Here is a 20,319-nt window from a genome sequence, read left to right as displayed (position 1 = left end):
ACCCCCTGTCACAAAACAGGGGGTGTTTATTAAACTACGTTGCAGATAATAAACTCATAACGACAATGGTGAGAACGCCACCTATTCTCGTGGTAATCTGAAGAAATGGGAAGAGCTGCATTCGTTCACTTGCTTTTAACACTGCTACATCTCCTACTCCACCCATGTCTGCTAAAGCCAATCCTGAGATAATGGACGATTCCACGAAATAGAAACCAATAATCCACCCTGCAAAACCTGCAATGGTTGCAATAATCACCACGACCATTACTGTTACAAACATATTTGTTGGATTCGTTATTAAATCTAGTACACGATTTACGTCTATTAGGCTGGCACTTATCGCTACAAGGACGGCAGGAACCCATACTCTACTAATAAAATTAAACCACACTTCGGCCCCACTATTAATTTGATTCGGTAGCAAGTTCGTCAGTTTTAAAATGGCAGCTAAAACAATTAACCATACAAAGGTATGGAAGAAAGGAAAAAGCCCGTTTAGTAGGACACCTGACATGTAAAGACCGCCAGCTACCATTATGCCTATTCCTATATTTTTAATGGATTCAACTAAACGATTTCCTTCTTCCACTTTAAAAGAATCGTTTTTTACTCTTAATGGATTCCCATTTCCTGAAAAACCTTTAAAAGGTGTTTTCTTTCTTTTTCCGAGGAAATTAAGAATGGATGCTAATAAAATACAAATAATATTGGAGACCATGACGGCAGGTGCCAGAATATCAAAGAAATCAGAAGGTACACCACCCATATTGTCTGCATATATTTGCGATAATGGAATGGCACCCGTCGTTAAACCACTTGCCATAATGGGAGCGACAATCAATAATATTGTGTATTTAAAACCTAAACCAAATAACTGACCTAATAACCCACCTACTAATGCACCTAATAAAATGGTTGTCATAAGAGGAATAAGCATCTTCAAACCAACTGTAATTAGAACTTCTCTTTTAATACTTAAAATACTCCCAACAATTAATCCAGCTACGATAAAATCTTGAAATCCAAATCCACTATAAAAATTTTGAGCAATCTCTGACATTGATTCTGGCAAGACCCCAACAAATATGAGCACCGCAGGTAAAAAAATGCAGAGTAATGTACCTCCCCCAAACTCTGAAAATTTAGGAATCGAATCTCCAATCCATAGAAAAAGCCCACCTAATCCCATGGTAATCATTAATCCTGTAATAATATTTATTGGTAAAATATTTAAATACAAACAAAGAATTGCCGGAATCAATAGAGCCAAATATAAAGGCAACCTTATACCATAGATCTCATCCGTTAAGAATCGATTCCGTCCTGTTTCTTTTAATTTCAAATCACTCATTCCATATTCCCCCTGATTGGTAGCGCTTTCTTTATTGATAACTTATTCTAAGGATAATATTATTTTTCTTATTGTAAAGTAGCAAATTCACCTATTAAATAGCACAAATATAGATATTAAATGGATTTATTCCACTCTACGTATCATGATCAAAACCAAAAAAGCAGCCCTAATGGCTGCTCTCCATGCCTATCATGGCTACATTATAACTACAAAAAGAAAAGGACTCTAACAAGTTAGCAAACACAAGAAAGTATCCTAAGCGCCTATTTTTACATCAAAAAAAGACTGGAGCCTTTTACAAGGTGCAGTCTTTGATAAATTGAATATTAGTGACCAGCTATAGGCTGTACATACGTTTGAATGTCACCATCTGCTACTGGTTGATTCGTTGCTGACAATAAAGCAATAGATCCCACCATCATCAAAGCTATTAGAAATTTCTTCAATCTGACCCAACTCCTAACGTTAACGATTTTTGTTTGGCACGATAGGCACGCTGCATAAAACAAAGTGCCTTTTCCGTATCCTGCTGTTCCTGAAACATAGCCGATAACTCCTGAGCAAGTTCTTCGCAAGCATATAACATTTTCCGATCTTCTAATAAATCAAACTCATGTTCCAAATCCTTATAATTTTTTTCCACGTATATCTTTTGCAGGATTCTACATCTAATGAGAAATTCTTCGTTGTTATGTTTAGTTACTTCTTGGAAAGCTTTGTCTAGTTCTGTTCCTGCTTCTTTATGATTACCTTGTACAAACAGAACTCTTGCTAAACAATAGTGTGCTTGTGCGACTACAAAATAACCAGTAAACTCATCAGAGGATATATTCTGTTCAAAATAATTTTTTGCATTCTCGAAATCTTTTTCTCGATAAGCGTTAATGCCCATCGTATTAATAACTAATTGTTTAGCATACGGATAATCATTACTTAAAGATACATTTTCATTCATGATTTCCTTTGCCTCTTCATGCATATCTGATATTGAATAAATACCTGCTAAAATGTTAGTTGAGAAAATAATTCGCTCTGTATACCCTAATCGCTTAAATGTCACAATGGCTTCTTCTAAGTATGAGCAGGCATAAGCATTATGATTAATCCTTAATAACGCCAAACCCATATAGTATTGAAACTCAGCCTCTTCTGCCTCATCTTTCACATATTCGAGCAATCGCTCGGCTTTACGAAATAAGCGAATGGCAGAACGATAGCGATGGTGCATAAACTCATGTTGACCGCTTACAAAATAGTACATATACCTTAACAGATGGTCAAGAGATTCACTTACTGCTGGAGATACACGTTCGATCATCTCGTCTCCAGCTTTTTCATCTGTCGTTTGATCTCTCATCATCGTATATCGGTACTCTACAAGCGAATAATAAGCCAAAATGCTGTCACTAGGCTCCATCCTTTTTAGCATCTGCTTAATTTCCTCATGTAATAGAATGGCTTCATCCGTTGATCGTGCAATAATGCAACTATACCATTCTACAATTTTGGCACCGACTTCCTCTGATGGTATCGTTATTTGCATCCTACCACCTCCTTTTTGTTATTATGGTTCTATTTTACTGGTAAAATAGAACAAATGTAAGATAAGTTAGATATTTCCCAATATACATTTTGTTAATTTTTGTAACTATTTATGTTATCTGGTCTTCTACTTTTTCCATTCGTCATGTTTCTACATAATTCCTGTTTTTCTATACATTTGTATCTGATAGAAAATTGGCTCACAAAATGTGGTGAAGAATTTTATTACAACGTTTTATACTTTTCTTTAGAGGTATCAAACTTATTAAATACTCTAAAAATAATTAATGACGAAACAAATAAAATAAAGCCAACTTTGTTAAAATGAAAATATACCTTTAACACATCCATAAAAGTATTCAGTGGATAGGAACCGTATAGAAGCAAAACTGGAAAAACGGTAATCAGCATTGCCGCATAATGAACAATAATTTGCTTTAAAAAACTCCATTTTTTAATTTGATATATCACACTTAATGCCCCTACAAAAAAGGTTACTAAACTATAAAATAAAAAAATTTTTGCCAAGTCTGTTGATCCATTTAACATATTCCACATTGAAATCATTAATAGAATTACTAATGGGACTAACCCTCTAAGTAATCCTTTCAAAAAAAGTTTCATAACATTCCTCCATCCTTTTACCATAAGAACTGCACCATTTTCACTTCTAATATGACTGACATTTTTTAAAGTGTTTATTTTTAAAAATTTTACATAATTATTGCATAAATGAAAGGTTCAGTCAATTTTTGTATAAATAAGGAAATACCCAATCATGATCATCGTCTTATGTTCGTACTCGCCGCGCTAAACTGCTGGCACTCCTTTATCACTCCTCCATTTTACTTTTACCTCTTCATTATTTGTTTTTCTTTTTTTAGTTTTTGCTGTTGTCTTTATTCTCTACGAAATTTTAATTCATTTTCTTGAAACTTCTTCCCCTACTGGAGGCGTATATAAAGTAGACTTAGGTAAAGGAGGAATTTATATGGAGCTCACAACGATTTACTTCACAATCCTTCTAGTTAGTGGTGGGTTGACCGTTTTATATGTCTTGTTGTCAGATATATTGGATGGCATTTTTGACATTTTTGATGGCTGGCTCTCACCGACGTTAATCCTTTCTACACCTGCTTTCTTTGGGGCTTCTGCTTACATATTGGAGCGATTTTCACCTTTTGATAGCCTTGTAGCCGGTCTTATTGCTGCTGCAATTGCGTTAGGTTTGGCGACATTATTTAATTTGTTTATTTTGACGCCTTTGCAGCATACAGAAGAGTCTGTTGCTTATAGTGATGAAGACTTGGAAGGAAAGCAGGGCGAGGTAATTTTGACGGTTCCAGCAGATGGTTTCGGAGAGGTTGTCATTCGTAGCGACAGCGGAACCATTGCGAAAACAGCAGCCTGTCTGGATAATCAAGTTATTCCATCAGGTACTGAAGTTGTCATTGTCAAGATGGAAAATGGGATTGCCTATGTCACGATGTTGGCACTCGATGATCTTTAATTTTTAAGGGGGAATTGTTTTGGGTATGGAAATTATCATTATTGTTGGAATTGTCGTTGTCATTCTAGCTGTACTTGTAGGGGTGTTTGTTACAAGATACCGCACGGCAGGACCAGATGAAGCACTTATTGTAACAGGAAGTTATTTAGGTGGTAAAAATGTAAACATGGACGATGCAGGTAACCGTATCAAAATCGTTCGTGGTGGCGGTACGTTTGTAATGCCGGTTTTTCAACAAGCAAAGCCATTGTCATTGCTATCAAGTAAATTGGATGTCCAAACACCAGAAGTGTACACAGAGCAAGGCGTTCCGGTTATTGCCGATGGTACAGCCATTATTAAAATCGGTGGTTCCATTGGTGAAATCGCGACAGCAGCAGAGCAATTTTTAGGAAAATCAAGAGAAGATCGGGAACAAGAAGCGAAAGAAGTGCTAGAAGGTCATCTTCGTTCGATTCTCGGTTCTATGACAGTAGAAGAGATTTACAAAAACCGTGAGCGCTTTTCTCAAGAGGTACAAAAAGTGGCTTCACAAGATTTAGCAAAAATGGGTCTTGTCATTGTTTCCTTTACCATTAAAGATTTACGAGATACGAATGGATACTTAGAATCTCTTGGTAAGCCAAGAATTGCGCAAGTAAAACGTGACGCAGATATTGCCACAGCGGAAGCGGAAAAAGAAACGCGTATTCGTCAAGCGGATGCGAACACGCAAGCGAAACGTTCTGAAATTGAGCGGGCTACAGAAATTGCTGAATCTGAAAAGAATAATCAGTTAAAGGTAGCGGCTTATCGTAGTGAGCAAGAGCAAGCGAAAGCCCAAGCTGACCAAGCGTACCACTTACAAGAAGCACGCTCGAAACAAGAAGTAACTGAACAACAAATGCAAATTCAAATTATTGAGCGTCAAAAGCAAATTGAATTAGAAGAAAAAGAAATTGCGCGTCGTGAGCGTCAATATGATGCAGAAGTGAAAAAGAAAGCCGATGCGGACCGTTATTCTGTTGAACAATCAGCGGAAGCAGAGAAAAGTAGACACTTCGCAGAAGCCGATGCAGATAAATACAGGGTGGAAGCGATGGCAAAAGCGGAAGCGGAGAAAGTTCGTGTTGATGGTCTTGCTGAAGCCGAAGCGGTTCGTGCCCGCGGGGAATCAGAAGCGGATGTTATTCGTCTGAAAGGTCTTGCTGAAGCCGAAGCAAAAGAAAAGATTGCCGAAGCATTCGAGAAATATGGCGAAGCAGCTAAGCTCAGCATGATTATCGACATGCTACCTGAGTACGCAAGAGAAGTTTCTTCTCCATTATCTAATATTGATAAAATTACCGTTGTGGATACTGGATCTGGTGAAAATGGTGGTGCGAATCGTGTCACTGGTTACGCAACAGATCTCATGGCTGGCTTGCAAGAATCATTAAAGGCATCTAGCGGCATTGATATTAAAGAGCTTGTTGAAAATATATCGAAAAAATAATAATGATGAAAACCGCCTCTCCTAACAGACAGGCGGTTTCTTTCTTTTATAGTCCAGATAGACCAAGGGCTTCAAGCATTATTTTCGGAACATCGGTGTTGTCCATTGTGCCGTTGAATGATGCTGCTCCTGCCCCATAAGCGAAAAGTGGTACATCTATACCAGTGTGATCGTAGGAAGACCAACCAAAGCCTGTCTTCTCGCTGATCGCCCCGTTAATGGCAAGCTTTAACGATTCCGCTTCTTTTAAGTCATCCATTTCTTCTTCCGTCCATTCAAATGCTGTTTTCTCTTTAAGAACGTCCTCTAGATTAGCGTAATCGTGGGTAACTGCTTCAGCCATATCCTTACCTAATGAATGGACTTGGTTTAACATCGTTGGGTGTGCTTCTTCAGAGGCATGAACAGCCATTCCACCTGTATCGTGGTCGCCTACCATGACAACTAACGTATCTTCATGGGTGTCTGCGTAGTCTACCGCTATCTTTACGGCTTCTTCAAAGGCTTCTGTATCCGTCATCGCATAGAGAGGATCGTTGTCGTGACCAGCCCAGTCAATTTGGCTGCCCTCCACCATTAAGAAGAATCCCTCTTCATCTTTTGATAAGAAATCAATGGCTGTGTTCGTCATCTCCGCTAGGCTTGGCTCGTCCGTTCGTTGGTTAAGAGACGGCTCTAATGCTTCCTCTGCAAATAATCCGAGTACTTTATCACCTTCGCCCTCCCATTGCATAAGCTGTCTTCGGGTTTCTAAGTATGTATAGCCACTTTCCTCTGCATATGTCACTAAGTTTCGATCATCGTCACGAATACCCCCTTCGCTCTCCGGTAAAAATTCGGTTCTCCCCCCACCGAATAGTAAATCAACGTTTTCGTTTTCCATCATTTGTTTCGCAATCTCTGTGTAGCTTCCTCGAGATTCTACTTTTGCTGCAAAGGCAGCGGGGGTCGCATGGGTAATCGTTGATGTTGCTACTAGACCTGTACGTTTTCCATTTTCTTTTGCTATATCGAGGATGGTCGGGAGTGACTCGCCATCTGACCCTAAACCGATCACACCATTATCTGTTTTATGACCTGTTGCTAAAGCTGTTCCTGCTGCAGCAGAATCTGTAATGACCGCATTATTAGACCCCGTTTTTACCATAGCAGCAAACATCTCTTTTTCTTCCCATATCGGAAGAGCATCTTCTTTATAGAACCTGTAGCTACTTGCATAACTTTGGGAGAAACCATCGGGTATTAAGAAAATGACATTTTTGGCGGGTCCGTGACTTGGTATACTTCCATCGTCACTGGCAGAAACACCTGTTGTTGTAGCGATTAACCCGATTGTCATTGCGCCAACCAAACCATATGTAATGAACTGTTTTTTCATTTATCATCCACCCCTTGTCCAATTTTATTTCCTACACTTTTACCTTATAGGAAAATTGTAAAGCGCACATTATGCTCCGATGAAGGTTTATAAACAAAATGTAAACGGCGCAAAAAGCCCACTGATGTGAATCAGTGGACGGTGACCTACTTCTCTTTATTTAACCCTAATTTCGCTAATTGATCTGCTAGTGCAGAGTTTGCAAAATCGTCTTGCTTGTTTTGTTTCTTCATATAATTATTTACTTCACGCTTCGAAACATTTTTGTTTTTACTTTGTTTACGGCGTTCCTCAAATTGAGCTTTCTTTTCTCGATGGCCACACACACAAGCGAAAACTTGAGCGTCTCCCTGCCCTCGAAGTTCCAGTTTCTTTTTACATTTTGGACAGCGTGCATTTGTCGTCATCGCAATATTTTTACGGTAGCCGCATTCACGATCTTGGCACACACGCATTTTGCCCTTCTTCCCGTTCACTTCAAGCAAGAATTTACCACACTCTGGGCATTTTTCCCCTGTTTTATTATCATGACGGAATTTCGTTGTGTCGGCTTTTACTTGTCCAACAACGGAGTGAGCATATTTTTTCATATCGGCAATAAACGCACTCTTCTGCTCTTTCCCTTGCACAATTTTCTCAAGACGTTGCTCCCATTCAGCAGTTAGCGCTGGCGATTTGAGCTCTTCTGGTACAAGATCAAGTAGCTGCTTCCCTTTTGACGTCACAAAAAGGTCTTTGCCTTTTTTCTCAATTAAGAAGCTAGAAAAGAGCTTCTCAATGATGTCTGCTCGGGTTGCTACCGTACCAATTCCACCAGCTTGCGCAAGGGTTTTAGAGATTGTTGCGTCTTTTTCTTCCATAAATTGAGCTGGCTTTTCCATTGCCGTCAACAAGGTTGCTTCATTAAAACGGGCAGGTGGCGTTGTTTCACCTCGCTTTAATTCTGTATGGTTAACCGACAACTTCTCTCCTTCAGTTAATTTAGGAAGCTTGCTTTCTTTTGCTTGATCTTCGTCTTCATTTTGACGCCAACCAAGAGAAATCATACGCTCTCCTTTTGTGCGGAGTGTTTCGTTTGCAATCTCTGCTTCTACAACCGTTTGCTCTGATTCACTTGCTGGGAAAAAGTTTGCTAAAAAGCGTCGCACAATCAAGTAATAAAGCTTCGTTTCTTTATCATTCATAGCACTTATTGGTGGTGCTTGTTCGGTTGGAATTAACGCGTGGTGATCCGATACTTTCGCGTCGTTAACCATTTGTTTTTTCGCATGTTGTGTGCCTAGCTTTGATGCTTCAAGCACTGTTTTGCGGAATGGCTGCACATCAATGGCTTTTAAACGGTCTTTGAATGTATCAACAAGATCAGAAGAAAGAAAGCGCGAATCGGTTCTTGGATACGTGACTGCTTTATGCTGTTCGTACAGCTTCTGCAAAGCACCGAGAGTTTCTTTTGCCGAGTAACCGTAACGTTTATTGGCTTCACGCTGCAACTCTGTTAAATCGTAGAGGTGAGGTGCAGGGGTAAATTTTTTCTTCGCTTTCACGCTTGTAATAGCGACGGCTTTTCCTTTTATCTTCTCTTTCAAGGCTTTCGCTTCTGCTTCATCGAAAATCCGCTCATCACCAGATTTCTGATTATACCAGCGGAACATTGCACCGGCATCTACACTTACTTGCAGCGTGTGATAAGGCACCGGCTTAAAGGATTGAATAGCTTTTTCTCGTGCCGCCAGAATCGCAAGGGTTGGCGTCTGAACGCGACCACAAGAGAGCTGTGCATTATGCTTTGTTGTGAGTGCGCGTGTACCGTTAATGCCTACATACCAGTCGGCTTCTGCTCGGGCTTCTGCTGCGGCAAACAAGTTCTCATACTGGCGACCATCTTTCAGCTTCTTAAAACCGTCTTTTATCGCTTTATCTGTAACAGATGAAATCCATAATCGCTTAATTGGCTTTTTCACATGGGCTTTTGCAAGAATCCAACGAGCTACAAGCTCCCCTTCTCTTCCTGCATCTGTTGCGATAATCACTTCACCAACATCTTGACGATTCAACACTTTTTTCACCGTATGGAATTGCTTAGAGGTTTGTTTAATGACAACGAGATCAAGGCGCTTCGGTAGCATCGGTAGCTCCTCTAATCGCCACGTTTTATACTGTTCTCCATAATGCTCAGGATCAGCATGCGTGACAAGATGCCCTAATCCCCACGTCACAATAACATCTTTGCCTTCAAAAAATCCGTTTCCTTTTTGGTTTGCGCCTAGAACGCGGGCAATGTCGCGACCAACAGACGGTTTTTCTGCTAAAATGGCTTTTTTCTTCATCTAATCATCCTTTTTTATTTACGTACTTGTATCATTAAGACCTTTAAATAACTTCCTTTTGGATAGGCACGGGTTGTTGCAAAGTCTGCTGGTACCCGGTGCTCTTCTACCACCTCATAGTGGACCCCTGTCGCTTCAAATGCCTCATCTACAAAGCGCTTAAATTGCTTCGTTGTAACATTTGCAGCATTGGTAGAAGCGATCATAACACCGTCTTTACTTACTAACGGAATGGCTTCTTCTAAAAGCTTCGAATAGTCCTTTGCTGCACGGAACGTTATCTTCTTAGACCGTGCAAAGCTCGGTGGGTCTAACACGATTAAGTCATATTCTAGCTCTTTCTTTTTCGCATAAGAAAAGTAGCGAAACGCATCCATTACAACGATTCGCTGTTCTTTTGGATCGAGTCCGTTAACCGCAAATTGTTCTTCTGTTTTTTCCCTACTGCGGTTGGCTAGATCAACACTTGTTGTTTCACTTGCGCCTCCCATTGCCGCTGCAACTGAAAACGCACCAGTGTAGGAAAAAAGATTTAATACACGTTTTCCAACAGCATACTGATCCATAATCCGTTTACGCACGAGACGTTGATCTAAAAAGATTCCAGTCATTGGACCATCATTCAAGTAAGTAGCATATGTGATTCCATTCTCTTTAATAAGAAGCGGAAACTCGCCTCGTTTTCCTTCCACGTAATCATCTTCACCTGTATAAGAACCATCTTCTGCGAATCGCTTCTTTTCATATATGCCTTCATAAGACACTAGCTTCCTAACACTGTCTAACACCCATTCTCGAAACGTATAAATTCCCTCACTATACCAAGTAATGACAATGTAACCAGCATAATAATCGATTTGTAATCCACCTATTCCATCACCTTCACTATTAAATAAACGAAAAGCTGTCGTATCTTCTGACCGAAAATAAGCCTGACGTTTTTCAATAGCCTCTGTCAATTTCCCCTTAAAAAAAGCAAGATCGATTGGCTCTTGTTGATCTGTTGATAGAACCCAACCGTTTCCTACATTCTGCTTGCCGACATACGCCTTGGCAATAAAACGATTGGAATGATCCTCTATGGTTAAAAGTGTCCCTTCTTGCAGGTCCTCTGTAGAAAACCAGTCTTTTTCAAGAAGTGGATAGCCGTTCTTTAGTTGTTTAGAAACCTTCTCATTCACTACTTGTTTGCTTTCCGTACGATTGTGCATGCTTTCACCTCAACAGTAGTATAGCATATCGTTTTTTCAACAGTGAAATGAGCTACGGTCCCGTTGATTCACGGGGAGAATAGATGAAATCTCTATCTATTTATTTATAAAAAGCGCATAATAAAACAAAGTCCCTTAGGAGTGATGACATGTTTAAATTGATCTGTACAATAAATGGAATAACGAAAACTCTTAAGGTCGACAATAGTGAAGAGGATGCCATTTTCAACGATTTATTCGAGGCTGAACTGTATGCAGAACAATTAAATAAAGATCGTTCCTACTCATGTCATTGGATACCTGAACCACTTTCAACCCAACAATTGTGAAGAACCTTTGACTTTTGCTTTTAACGAGCTGAAAATGTACGCTTCCCCCACATATTGTATAGAAAGATTGCTATACTAGAGAGGGAAGGTGGGATAAGAATGTTTAAATGGGTTAGCTATATTGAAGGAATATCTTTACTATTATTACTTTTTCTTGCGATGCCACTTAAGTATATCTGGAACATTCCAGAGTTTGTTAGTGTGATTGGAATGGCCCATGGTGTACTCTTTATTATGTACATGCTTTTCGTTGCAAATTTCTTCTTTAGTAAACAGTGGAATTTAAAAACATCGGTCTTTGCTACGATTGCATCAATCGTACCATTCGGACCATTTATTTTAGAAAAACGGATCATTAATCAAAACGAACGCCCTCCAGCTGTTTAATAGGCTTGAGGGTTTTTTCATGAATAAAGCTGCTAGTACATCTTTTTTTGATGAACTTTTTTTGATTCTTATGACCTATTTATTGGATGTTTCATTCAAAATTGTCGAGGGTACTTAAGTACACAGGAGGCGATATCAATGAAACCTGTATACAGAGAATTTTATAACGATGAAGAAGTCGTGAATGTAGTGAAGGCATTAAAGCAAAAGAACATCATGGAAGACGATATTTACGTTATCACCCACGATGATGATCGTACAGATCGTGTGGCTGATAATGCAGACGCTAATACGATTACAGCATCCGAAACAGGTCTTGGTACATCCATAAAGAACACGTTCCGCAGTAAAGGGGACGAGCTTCGTTCTAAGTTTGAGGAGTTAGGATTCTCCGAGCCTGAAGCAGAACAGCTCGAAGAAGAACTAGACCAAGGAAAAATCATAGTCGCTGTTACCAATCAAAATGAAAGCTTCACATTTTAATCATCTGCCAAACAGCCGTCCTCTTCACTAGAGATGCGGCTGTTTTCGTGTTTTAATAGAGAAAGGAGAGGAGGGCTGCGCTACATGAGTGATCTCATAAAGAAGCAATTTTTGCAATGGTTTGTGAATCATCATTATTTAAAAAATCGTGGTGCACGAGCGCTTCTTGTTCATATTCAGTCGTCACCGCATTTGTTAGCCAAGTTACGGTTTACAGAAACAATTGATCCAAAAAGACGAACACTCATTGTTGCGAGTACCCAGTCGGATGAAATTGGATTTCTATACGTGAATCAAGGAAAAAAGACCGAGGATGTAGCAAAAGCACTTGATGACATAATGACTCACCCCTCAAACCCTATTTACCTGATTGTTCATTTTTATGGACGTGACATTCATCACACGTATCGTCAGCTCGTTGAGACACCTGTTCATAAATCCTACCGTCAATACAAACAAAATCAAAAAGACGAACAAGAAACAAACGCTTTTCTTCAGTATATCGACACTGAGAATGAACGATCTCGTTTGCGTGCAGCTATTGATAAAGCACTTGATGATCGTAACCATGATGAATTCGCCAGGCTTTCTAAAGAGTTGCGTCAGCTTCAAGAAAAGCTAGCCCAATAAAAAAGAAAAAGCTCACGTTACGCATGAGCTTTTTCATCGTTTTTCTTCTTATTTGGCCGAATCCATTTCGCCACCAACCCATGTGTAGGTGAGAAAAGGAAACTAAGCAGAAACACAACACCAGTCATCATTGCCATCGACCCCGAAATCGAACTGTCGATCCAATACGCTACATAATAGCCACTGATTGCTGAAAGAGCACCAAACGATGCACTTAGCATAATCATCACGGACAGTCGTTCCGTCCATAAATAGGCTGAAGCGGCTGGCGTTACTAACATCGCTACGACCATAATGGCTCCAACAGCGTCGAATGAGGCAACCGTTGTAATGGAGACTAACCCCATAAACAAATAATGCAGAAATAACACAGGCAATCCAAGGCTTAACGCAAGTCCCGCATCAAAAGCTAATAGCTTCCATTCTTTATAGAGAAGGAGAATAAATCCAAGTACAATGACAAAGACAACAACTAACATCAATGTAGCTACTGGTATCTCCAAACCAAAAAGATTCGTTGTATTAAAAGGAATAAACGCAATTTCCCCCATTAAAGTGTGTTGAACGTCTAAATGAACATTTCCGACTGAAGTAGAAATTAAAATAACGCCAATCGCGAACAATGAAGTGAAGACGACTCCAATGGACGCATCATGCTGTACCCCTTTTGAATGAAACCATTGTACAAGGAATGTTGTTAATAAACCTGCAAGTGCAGCACCGATTAGCATATGAATGCCATCTAATCGTTGAGTAACGAGAAATGCAAGTACGATACCTAATAAAACCGTATGACTAATGGCATCAGCCATCATCGCCATTCGTCGTAAAATTAAATATGCACCTACAATTCCACAGGTCATACCAACTAACGCACCGGTAATAAGAATCCAGCCTTCATATGAAATCATTTATGGCCACCTTCTTTCAATACGCCAGGTGCTTCATTCTCACTAAGTGCTTGCCGTTGCTGAGCACGAAACTCCATTTTTTCTGCAATGAACCCTTTTTCTTTTCCAAAGAACAAAGAAAAAACAAAGAAGATAGACGCAGATAAAACGATAAACGGTCCAGTCGGCCAACCTGCACCTTGCGCACTTAGGAAAGTACCAATGGCACCAGACAATCCGCCGAATATCCCTGACAAGAGCAACATAACTTTAAACGATTGCGTCCAGTATCTTGCACTCACAGCCGGAATAATTAACAATGCCGCCATTAAGATGACTCCTACAGCTTGAATACCGATTACAATAGTCGTCACAAGTCCAATCATATAAGCTATATCCATTCCTCTGGACGATAAACCAATGCCTCTTGCAAATTCAGGGTCGAATAAAAACAGCTTCCATTCCTTGTATGCAAAGGTAATGAGGACAATAATCGCGATTGCAAGGACCACCATCGTATACACATCTAGGCGCACCATGCTTGCCGCCTGACCAAAGATAAATGTGTCTAACCCACTTTGGCTTCCGCTACCTGACCGATTAACAAGTGTCAGTAGAACAATTCCTGCTCCAAAAAAGACAGAAAGAATAATCCCCATAGCTGTATCTTCTTTAATCCTAGACGAAGAACGGATTACGTAAATAAACCACGCGCCTAATAATGCACTAAGAGCAGCCCCTAAAATAAGGATGAAGAAATTTTTCTCATTAATGATCATAAACGCAATCACAACACCAGGGAGAGCGGCGTGAGAGAGCGCGTCACTCATCAGGCTCTGTCGTTTCCAATATGCAAGGGTACCAAACATTCCGGCCGCTATTCCTAAGAATGTCGCACTTAGGAGCACCCACTGGAAGTTAATCGACGCTAGAATCGCCATCGACAAGCGCCTCCTCTTTTATGATGTGCACAGCTCCCCCATACGCTTTCGTAATGTTGCTTGCCGTAAAGATTTCTTCTGTTTTACCATGTGCAATAATGGTTTTGTTTAGAAACAGTACGTGGTCAAAATAATCCTTAACTGTCTGCAAATCATGGTGCACAACAAGAACCGTTTTTCCATCTGCTCGTAATTGCTTTAAAATGGTCATGATCGCTCTCTCTGTTGCAGCATCGACCCCGGCAAATGGCTCATCCATAAAATAAAGGTCTGCATCCTGCACAAGTGCACGTGCTAGAAAAACACGCTGTTGTTGCCCACCAGAAAGCTGGCTAATCTGTCTTTTTGCATAATCTTCCATACCAACTTTTCTTAAAGCGTCCATTGCTTTTTCTTTATGTTTCTTTTTCGGCCACTTCAGCCAACCGATACGGCGGTAAAGTCCCATTAACACAACATCGAGCGCATTTGTTGGAAAATCCCAATCTACTGAGCCTCTTTGCGGTACATAGCCTACGCGAGATTTTTGTCTTTTTAATGAAGAATCAAAAAAATATACTTGGCCATTTAAAGGTGGGTGCAGGTTAAGCAATGTTTTAATTAACGTTGACTTACCTGCACCGTTTGGTCCAACAATCCCTGTCAATGAACCTTTTTCTACAGTAAAGCTTACATTTTTCAAGACTGTATTTCTGCGATAGGCTGCACTGATGTTTTCGACATGCAGTACGCTCATGGTCATTCATCTCCTTGTTCTGCCTTACACGTCATCGAAGTTATTCGGAGGCTGTTAATGCTGAGTAAATCGTATCAACATTATGTCGATACATTCCAATGTACGTTCCTTCTTCTGTACCTGCATCACCCATAGCGTCTGAATACAGCTCGCCGCCTAATTCAATGGAATGCCCGGCTTGATTAGCGCCTTCAATGACTGCTTGAATCGTTGAATCGTTCACACTACTTTCAACAAAGACAGCCGGAACTTCTTTTTCTACAATCGTATTAATTGTTGACTGGATATCTGATATACCTGCCTCAGACTCTGTACTTAAACCTTGTATGCCCATTACGTCTATATTGTTCATTTCACCAAAATATTGAAATGCATCATGTGCCGTTACTAAAATACGCTGTTCTTCTGGAATTTGTGCTAACGTATCTACAGCATACATGTGTAATTCTTCTAATTCAGCAAAATAGGCTTGTTTATTTTCTTCTATTTCATCTGCGTGATCAGGAAGTAATACTTTTAATTCCTCAACTGCAGCATCTAATGCTTGTTCCCATAATACTACATCAAACCAGATATGTGGATCATCCATACCTGCATCTTCTTCATCCTCTAACAGACTTCCTGCATCTACTTTTTCACCAATTGCATGGGCGTTTGTCTCTACACTATTAAACACATCTGAAAGCTGGGCCTCTAAATGTAATCCGTTGTAAAAGATAATATCCGCCTGTTGAAATAAACGAATATCTCCTTGAGATGCCTCGTAAATATGGGGATCCACTCCTGGACCCATTAACGTCTCGACGTTAGCAAAGTCACCAGCGATAACAGATAGAGGCTCCCCAATTTGAGCAATCGTTGCTACAACGTCAATTGATCCGTCTGCTGAATCTCCTCCACCAGTTTCATTCCCGCTATCATTACAGGCAGAGAGTAACACGGCTGCAGAGACAGCTGTCAATCCGAGAGTATGCTTTAACATGTTTTGTTCCTCCTTCATCCACTCATTATCTTTATTTGTATGCATCAATCAGGATTTATTTCCTGTCCACAATAAAGTTTCTCTAATGCAACTTTAATTCCCTTGTCCAATATTGTCAAGAATTTTTCCCTCGTTCCTTTTTTTCGTCCCTCTACCCTCTCTTAGCTTTTCGATTCTCTCTTCCATTTATGTAAAAAAAAACGCCACGCTTATCAATGAGCGTGACGTTTTCTTTCGTTTACATACCATTTTCATTTGGCTTCTCTCGCGTTCCTTCTTTTCTCGGCAATGTGACCCATCGATGAATGGCTGCAGCAACACCGTCATTTGCGTTTGTAGCTGTTATCCAGTCTGCTTTACGCTTAACAAGGTCTTGAGCATTTCCCATCGCAACCCCTATTCCAGCTTCTTGTATCATGGCAATATCATTTAAGCTGTCTCCAACAGCCATCACATGCTTCATATCAATGTCCAGTTCATCACAAACCATTTTTATCGCATTTGCTTTATTAATTCCGATTGCATTAACTTCAATGTTTGTGGGACTCGAATTTGTAATTTCTGTAAGACCATGTTCTGTTAGCTCAGCAATAATGTCTTTACGCACTTGATCGTCAGTCGTATCGAAACCAAATTTCAACCAATTGTAATTATGACGATCTTCGGGCAAATCTCCACGAAAAAGTCCATTAGAGGAAGCTGCCCATACATGAGCGCCATATCGTTCTCTTAATTCATAAACATGATCCACAGCATCTTCGTGTAAGTGGGTTGCGTGTATTAACACACCGTCTTTATTATAAATTTCTCCACCATTTGCAGTGACTAAAAATGTCTGTAAACCTAATGACTGAGCGTAACTTCCGCATGTTGCCCGCGTTCGTCCAGTCGCAATCATAACAGGAACATTTAATTCTCGCGCTTCCATAATGGCTTCTCGATTCCCAGCAGATATCTCATGATTTTCGTTTAATAATGTACCGTCCATATCAAGAGCAATTAACTTAATGACTGGTCTTTCTACCGTTGACATGATACCTGACCCCTTCCAGAATGCACTCTTTCCTTTCTTAGTGTACTACAAAATGAAATGAAATGTCGTGTCATGAATATTCAGCTTGCATTCCTATCGTTGCCAATCAACAGATGAAAAAAAGGAGGGGGCTATCCCCATCCCTTTTACTAGCTTAATTGACTGTATTCTTGCCAAAAAGCTAAAATCGTTTCGAGCCCCTTGTCAAAATTTTCTAGATGGAAATGTTCATTAGGCGCGTGGAAGTTTTCACTTGGCAGGCCAAAGCCCATTAGCACAATCGGAACATGAAGCTGAGCATCAAATGTTTCCACAACTGGAATCGATCCTCCCATACGTGTATAAGCAACTTCTGTTTTATACACCTTTTCATACGCTCGTGCAGCCGCCGCAAAGGCAGGATCTGTCACAGGAGCCGCAAATGGTTTACCAGTGTCATGACGATGTGTAGTGACCGTCACTCCTTTTGGTGTATGGGCATTAATGTGTTTCTCGATTTTGTTTAAAATATCATCTGGGTCTTGTCCTGGGACGAGGCGGCAAGAAATCTTTGCTGTAGCTTCCGCTGGAATGACTGTTTTGACGCCTTCTCCTTGAAAGCCTCCGAATACACCATTTAGCTCAAGAGTAGGACGAATCCACGTCCGCTCACGCGATGAATACCCTTCTTCACCTACAAGAGCGGATACACCGGTCTCTGCCTTCATGCTGTCATCGCCGCTTCCGAGAGCCGCTAAACTCTCTTTCTCTTCATCAGCTAGCGCTTCAATGCCATCATAAAAGCCCGAAATCGCAATCTCACCAGCCTCATTTCGAAAACTAGCTAAAAGCTCAACTAATGCGTGAAGGGAATTAGGAACGGCTCCCCCATATAAACCGGAATGCAAGTCCCCTTTTGCGCCTCTTACTGTAAGCTCCATTGCAGCTAACCCTCTTAAGCCAGTACAGATAGCAGGTCGTCCAGCTTCTAGCATCGGTGTGTCTGAAATGACTAGTACATCTGCTGCCAATCGCTCTTTTTCTTTCTCGACAAACGCATCTAAATTAGGCGAACCGATTTCCTCTTCACCTTCAATAAGAAATTTGATATTAAACGGTAGCGCCCCTTCTGATTTGAGCATCGCTTCAACTGCTTTTATATGCATGAAGGTTTGACCTTTATCGTCACTCGCTCCTCTTGCATAAAGCTTGTTTTCTCGAATCGTTGGTTCGAATGGGTCTGTTTCCCATAAATGAACCGGATCTACAGGCTGCACGTCATAATGACCATACACTAAAATGGTTTTCGCATCGTTTCCTGCCTTTAACCACTCTCCATAGACAACTGGATGTTTAGCAGTTGGGATAATCTCTACTTTTTCTAACCCAGCATGAAGCAATTGCCCCTCTAACCAGCTTGCCGCTTCCGCAACATCTTGTTTATGTTCAGACAGGGAACTAATGCTTTTAATTTTCAAAAACTCATTTAATTCATTTAACATTGCCTCTCGATGAGCTTGTACATAATCAACCGCTTTACTTGTCAACTTCATCACTCCAAATTATTCTTTTTTTGATTGTATCATAGTCTCCTATTCATCACGACTCATGGTACACTTAATAGAAAAAAGGGAGGGAATCATGTGGTCATTCAGACATTGAACGCTCGTCATTTTGATGAGGCGTTCGCATTAAGCTGTTATGCCTTTCAAGCAAAACCTACTAGTGAACAAACAGAAACCGCTCGAACACACTGGTCTCATCATAATGCTACGCATTTTGCTTTAATGGATGATAACCAGCTTGCATCGAAACTAACGTTACTGTCTTTATCTATTCAGTTATTTGGCAGAACTGTACCCATGGGTGGGATTGCTAGCGTTGCCTCTTATCCTGAAGCGAGACGCCAAGGCGGTGTTCGAAAGCTGCTTCACCATAGCTTAGAAACTATGAAAGAAAAAGGACAAGTCCTTTCTTATTTGGCCCCCTTTTCAGTATCCTTTTATCGGAAATTCGGCTGGGAGATATTATGTGATGAAGTGACTTATACCCTTGAAAAAAATCAACTCCCCCGTCCTCTAGCAACGCTTGAAGGTACTTTAACCCGTGTCCCCTATCAAGATAACCGCATAAAAGATGTCTATACTAACTGTTTACGTCACGGGATGTTAGAACGAGATGACGAGTGGTGGGGGAGAAAACAAGAAGAAAACAAAGAGTACCACACAGTGCTTTACGAAGATGCTGAAGGTACTCCAAAGGCGTATATGGTTTATCGCTTTTCTGAATCAAAATGGACAACTCAAGAAATGATCTATTACGATCAATCTGCCTTAAAAGCATTGTTACACTTTGTTGGGCAACATGATTCTATGCTAGATGAAGCAACCATAACGGTTCCTGGTTCTAGTGCGCTTCATTACTACTTACCAGATCCACTCACAAAAGCGACAACAAAACCCTATTTCATGGCGCGAATTGTTGATTTTCAAGCCTTTGTCGAGACTCATCCTTTTCTTGCAGATGGACAGTTTACAATCCGTATTCAAGATGACTTCGCAACGTGGAACAATACTATATTTGCCCTGTCAATTAAAGACGGGCATGCCCAATGCGTTCCAACAACGGATCCACCTTCTCTTTTTATGACGATTCAGACGGCTTCCAGCTTATTCATGGGTTATAAGCGTCCAACTTTTTATAAGCACGCAGACCTTGTGACTGGAAACGAAGAAGCAATTGACCAGTTTTTAAGAACACTCCCTGATCAAGAGCCTACGCTACATGACTTTTTCTAACATAAACATACTAAGATTAGTGGGTAAGATCATCGACGGATGAATCTTACCCACTATTTTTCGTTTAGGCGTATAGTGAGAGGTGAAAGAAAGCTCGACCTAAGCCTCAAGGATCTAGAATCCGTATTAAAAACCGAGCTTCTTCACTTTCATTACTGAATCAGGTTTAAGTATGTTGGGGCCATTGAGCTCGTGTAGAGGAAATTAGAATCGGAATGATTAAGTGAAGACCTTTCAATGCTAAATGAAAAGAGGAACAATGATGGAGTTTGTAGTCGCTTTAGATGTATCAATGGGGAAAAGTTACTCGGTCATTTATCAAGACCAAAGAT

General features: G+C 40.4%; 19 protein-coding genes. 7 read left to right on the top strand and 12 right to left on the bottom strand.

All coding sequences use genetic code 11. From position 1 onward, the window contains the following. Window positions 1-34: 34 nt before the first annotated feature. The 3 genes from BK583_RS01505 to BK583_RS01495 all read right to left on the bottom strand — a co-directional run bounded on the left by BK583_RS01505 (window position 35) and on the right by BK583_RS01495 (window position 3,523). Window positions 35-1,354 carry a 2-hydroxycarboxylate transporter family protein gene (locus BK583_RS01505; RefSeq protein WP_051667688.1) on the bottom strand — a complete coding sequence of 440 codons (1,320 nt, stop codon included), beginning with the start codon at window positions 1,352-1,354 and terminating at the stop codon, window positions 35-37. Window positions 1,355-1,799: 445 nt separating this feature from the next. Further along, window positions 1,800-2,900 (bottom strand): response regulator aspartate phosphatase, encoded by a 1,101-nt coding sequence (locus BK583_RS01500; RefSeq protein WP_055735487.1) that lies wholly within the window; start codon window positions 2,898-2,900, stop codon window positions 1,800-1,802. A 224-nt stretch (window positions 2,901-3,124) separates the two neighbouring features. Beyond that, on the bottom strand, window positions 3,125-3,523 hold the full coding sequence (locus tag BK583_RS01495) for a DUF3021 family protein (protein ID WP_169836821.1): 399 nt from the start codon (window positions 3,521-3,523) through the stop codon (window positions 3,125-3,127). Between the two features lie 367 nt (window positions 3,524-3,890). Between BK583_RS01495 and BK583_RS01490 the strand changes: the two genes are divergently transcribed. Next, a complete protein-coding gene (locus BK583_RS01490) occupies window positions 3,891-4,409 on the top strand; it encodes an NfeD family membrane protein (protein ID WP_055736448.1) in 519 nt (172 codons plus the stop codon). 19 nt (window positions 4,410-4,428) lie between these two features. After that, the gene (floT, locus tag BK583_RS01485) at window positions 4,429-5,883 is read left to right on the top strand and encodes a flotillin lipid rafts scaffold protein FloT (RefSeq protein ID WP_038484289.1); all 1,455 of its coding nucleotides are present in this window, start codon (window positions 4,429-4,431) and stop codon (window positions 5,881-5,883) included. Window positions 5,884-5,929: 46 nt separating this feature from the next. On the opposite strand, the gene BK583_RS01480 is transcribed toward floT, so the two are convergent. The 3 genes from BK583_RS01480 to BK583_RS01470 all read right to left on the bottom strand — a co-directional run bounded on the left by BK583_RS01480 (window position 5,930) and on the right by BK583_RS01470 (window position 10,799). Next, complete coding sequence (locus BK583_RS01480; protein WP_055736449.1) at window positions 5,930-7,261, bottom strand: alkaline phosphatase; 1,332 nt, start codon at window positions 7,259-7,261, stop codon at window positions 5,930-5,932. A 146-nt stretch (window positions 7,262-7,407) separates the two neighbouring features. Further along, entirely contained in the window at window positions 7,408-9,588 is a 2,181-nt protein-coding gene (locus BK583_RS01475) for a DNA topoisomerase III (RefSeq protein ID WP_055736450.1), read from the bottom strand. 14 nt (window positions 9,589-9,602) lie between these two features. Further along, window positions 9,603-10,799 (bottom strand): class I SAM-dependent rRNA methyltransferase, encoded by a 1,197-nt coding sequence (locus tag BK583_RS01470; protein ID WP_055736451.1) that lies wholly within the window; start codon window positions 10,797-10,799, stop codon window positions 9,603-9,605. Between the two features lie 149 nt (window positions 10,800-10,948). Between BK583_RS01470 and BK583_RS01465 the strand changes: the two genes are divergently transcribed. From BK583_RS01465 to BK583_RS01450, 4 genes are all read left to right on the top strand, one after another. Continuing rightward, complete coding sequence (locus BK583_RS01465; protein WP_055736452.1) at window positions 10,949-11,128, top strand: hypothetical protein; 180 nt, start codon at window positions 10,949-10,951, stop codon at window positions 11,126-11,128. Window positions 11,129-11,227: 99 nt separating this feature from the next. After that, complete coding sequence (locus BK583_RS01460; RefSeq protein WP_038484299.1) at window positions 11,228-11,515, top strand: DUF3817 domain-containing protein; 288 nt, start codon at window positions 11,228-11,230, stop codon at window positions 11,513-11,515. A gap of 138 nt (window positions 11,516-11,653) precedes the next feature. Then, the gene (locus tag BK583_RS01455; RefSeq protein ID WP_038484302.1) at window positions 11,654-11,998 is read left to right on the top strand and encodes a YflT domain-containing protein; all 345 of its coding nucleotides are present in this window, start codon (window positions 11,654-11,656) and stop codon (window positions 11,996-11,998) included. An 84-nt stretch (window positions 11,999-12,082) separates the two neighbouring features. Beyond that, complete coding sequence (locus tag BK583_RS01450) at window positions 12,083-12,628, top strand: YpiB family protein (RefSeq protein WP_038484304.1); 546 nt, start codon at window positions 12,083-12,085, stop codon at window positions 12,626-12,628. Between the two features lie 17 nt (window positions 12,629-12,645). Here the strand turns inward: BK583_RS01450 and BK583_RS01445 are convergent, their stop codons facing one another. From BK583_RS01445 to BK583_RS01420, 6 genes are all read right to left on the bottom strand, one after another. Continuing rightward, the gene (locus tag BK583_RS01445; RefSeq protein ID WP_038486323.1) at window positions 12,646-13,536 is read right to left on the bottom strand and encodes a metal ABC transporter permease; all 891 of its coding nucleotides are present in this window, start codon (window positions 13,534-13,536) and stop codon (window positions 12,646-12,648) included. Further along, on the bottom strand, window positions 13,536-14,459 hold the full coding sequence (locus BK583_RS01440; protein ID WP_055736453.1) for a metal ABC transporter permease: 924 nt from the start codon (window positions 14,457-14,459) through the stop codon (window positions 13,536-13,538). Before BK583_RS01440 ends, BK583_RS01445 begins: the two co-directional genes overlap by 1 nt. Then, window positions 14,437-15,195 (bottom strand): metal ABC transporter ATP-binding protein, encoded by a 759-nt coding sequence (locus BK583_RS01435; protein WP_055736454.1) that lies wholly within the window; start codon window positions 15,193-15,195, stop codon window positions 14,437-14,439. Before BK583_RS01435 ends, BK583_RS01440 begins: the two co-directional genes overlap by 23 nt. A gap of 40 nt (window positions 15,196-15,235) precedes the next feature. Continuing rightward, window positions 15,236-16,177, bottom strand: coding sequence for a metal ABC transporter solute-binding protein, Zn/Mn family (locus BK583_RS01430; protein ID WP_078439991.1), 942 nt, complete (start codon window positions 16,175-16,177; stop codon window positions 15,236-15,238). A gap of 238 nt (window positions 16,178-16,415) precedes the next feature. Then, window positions 16,416-17,210: a Cof-type HAD-IIB family hydrolase gene (locus BK583_RS01425; RefSeq protein ID WP_055736455.1), complete on the bottom strand. Its 795-nt coding sequence runs from the start codon at window positions 17,208-17,210 to the stop codon at window positions 16,416-16,418. Between the two features lie 149 nt (window positions 17,211-17,359). Continuing rightward, entirely contained in the window at window positions 17,360-18,742 is a 1,383-nt protein-coding gene (locus BK583_RS01420) for a dipeptidase (protein ID WP_180316893.1), read from the bottom strand. Between the two features lie 90 nt (window positions 18,743-18,832). Between BK583_RS01420 and BK583_RS01415 the strand changes: the two genes are divergently transcribed. Next, window positions 18,833-19,987, top strand: coding sequence for a GNAT family N-acetyltransferase (locus tag BK583_RS01415; protein WP_055736457.1), 1,155 nt, complete (start codon window positions 18,833-18,835; stop codon window positions 19,985-19,987). Window positions 19,988-20,319 lie beyond the last annotated feature (332 nt).

Origin of the sequence: Shouchella oshimensis (genome assembly GCF_002019765.1) — a bacterium.
In the GTDB taxonomy this organism is placed as follows: Bacteria; Bacillota; Bacilli; order Bacillales; family Bacillaceae_D; genus Shouchella; species Shouchella oshimensis.
This window is presented reverse-complemented; position numbering and strand designations above follow the sequence as displayed.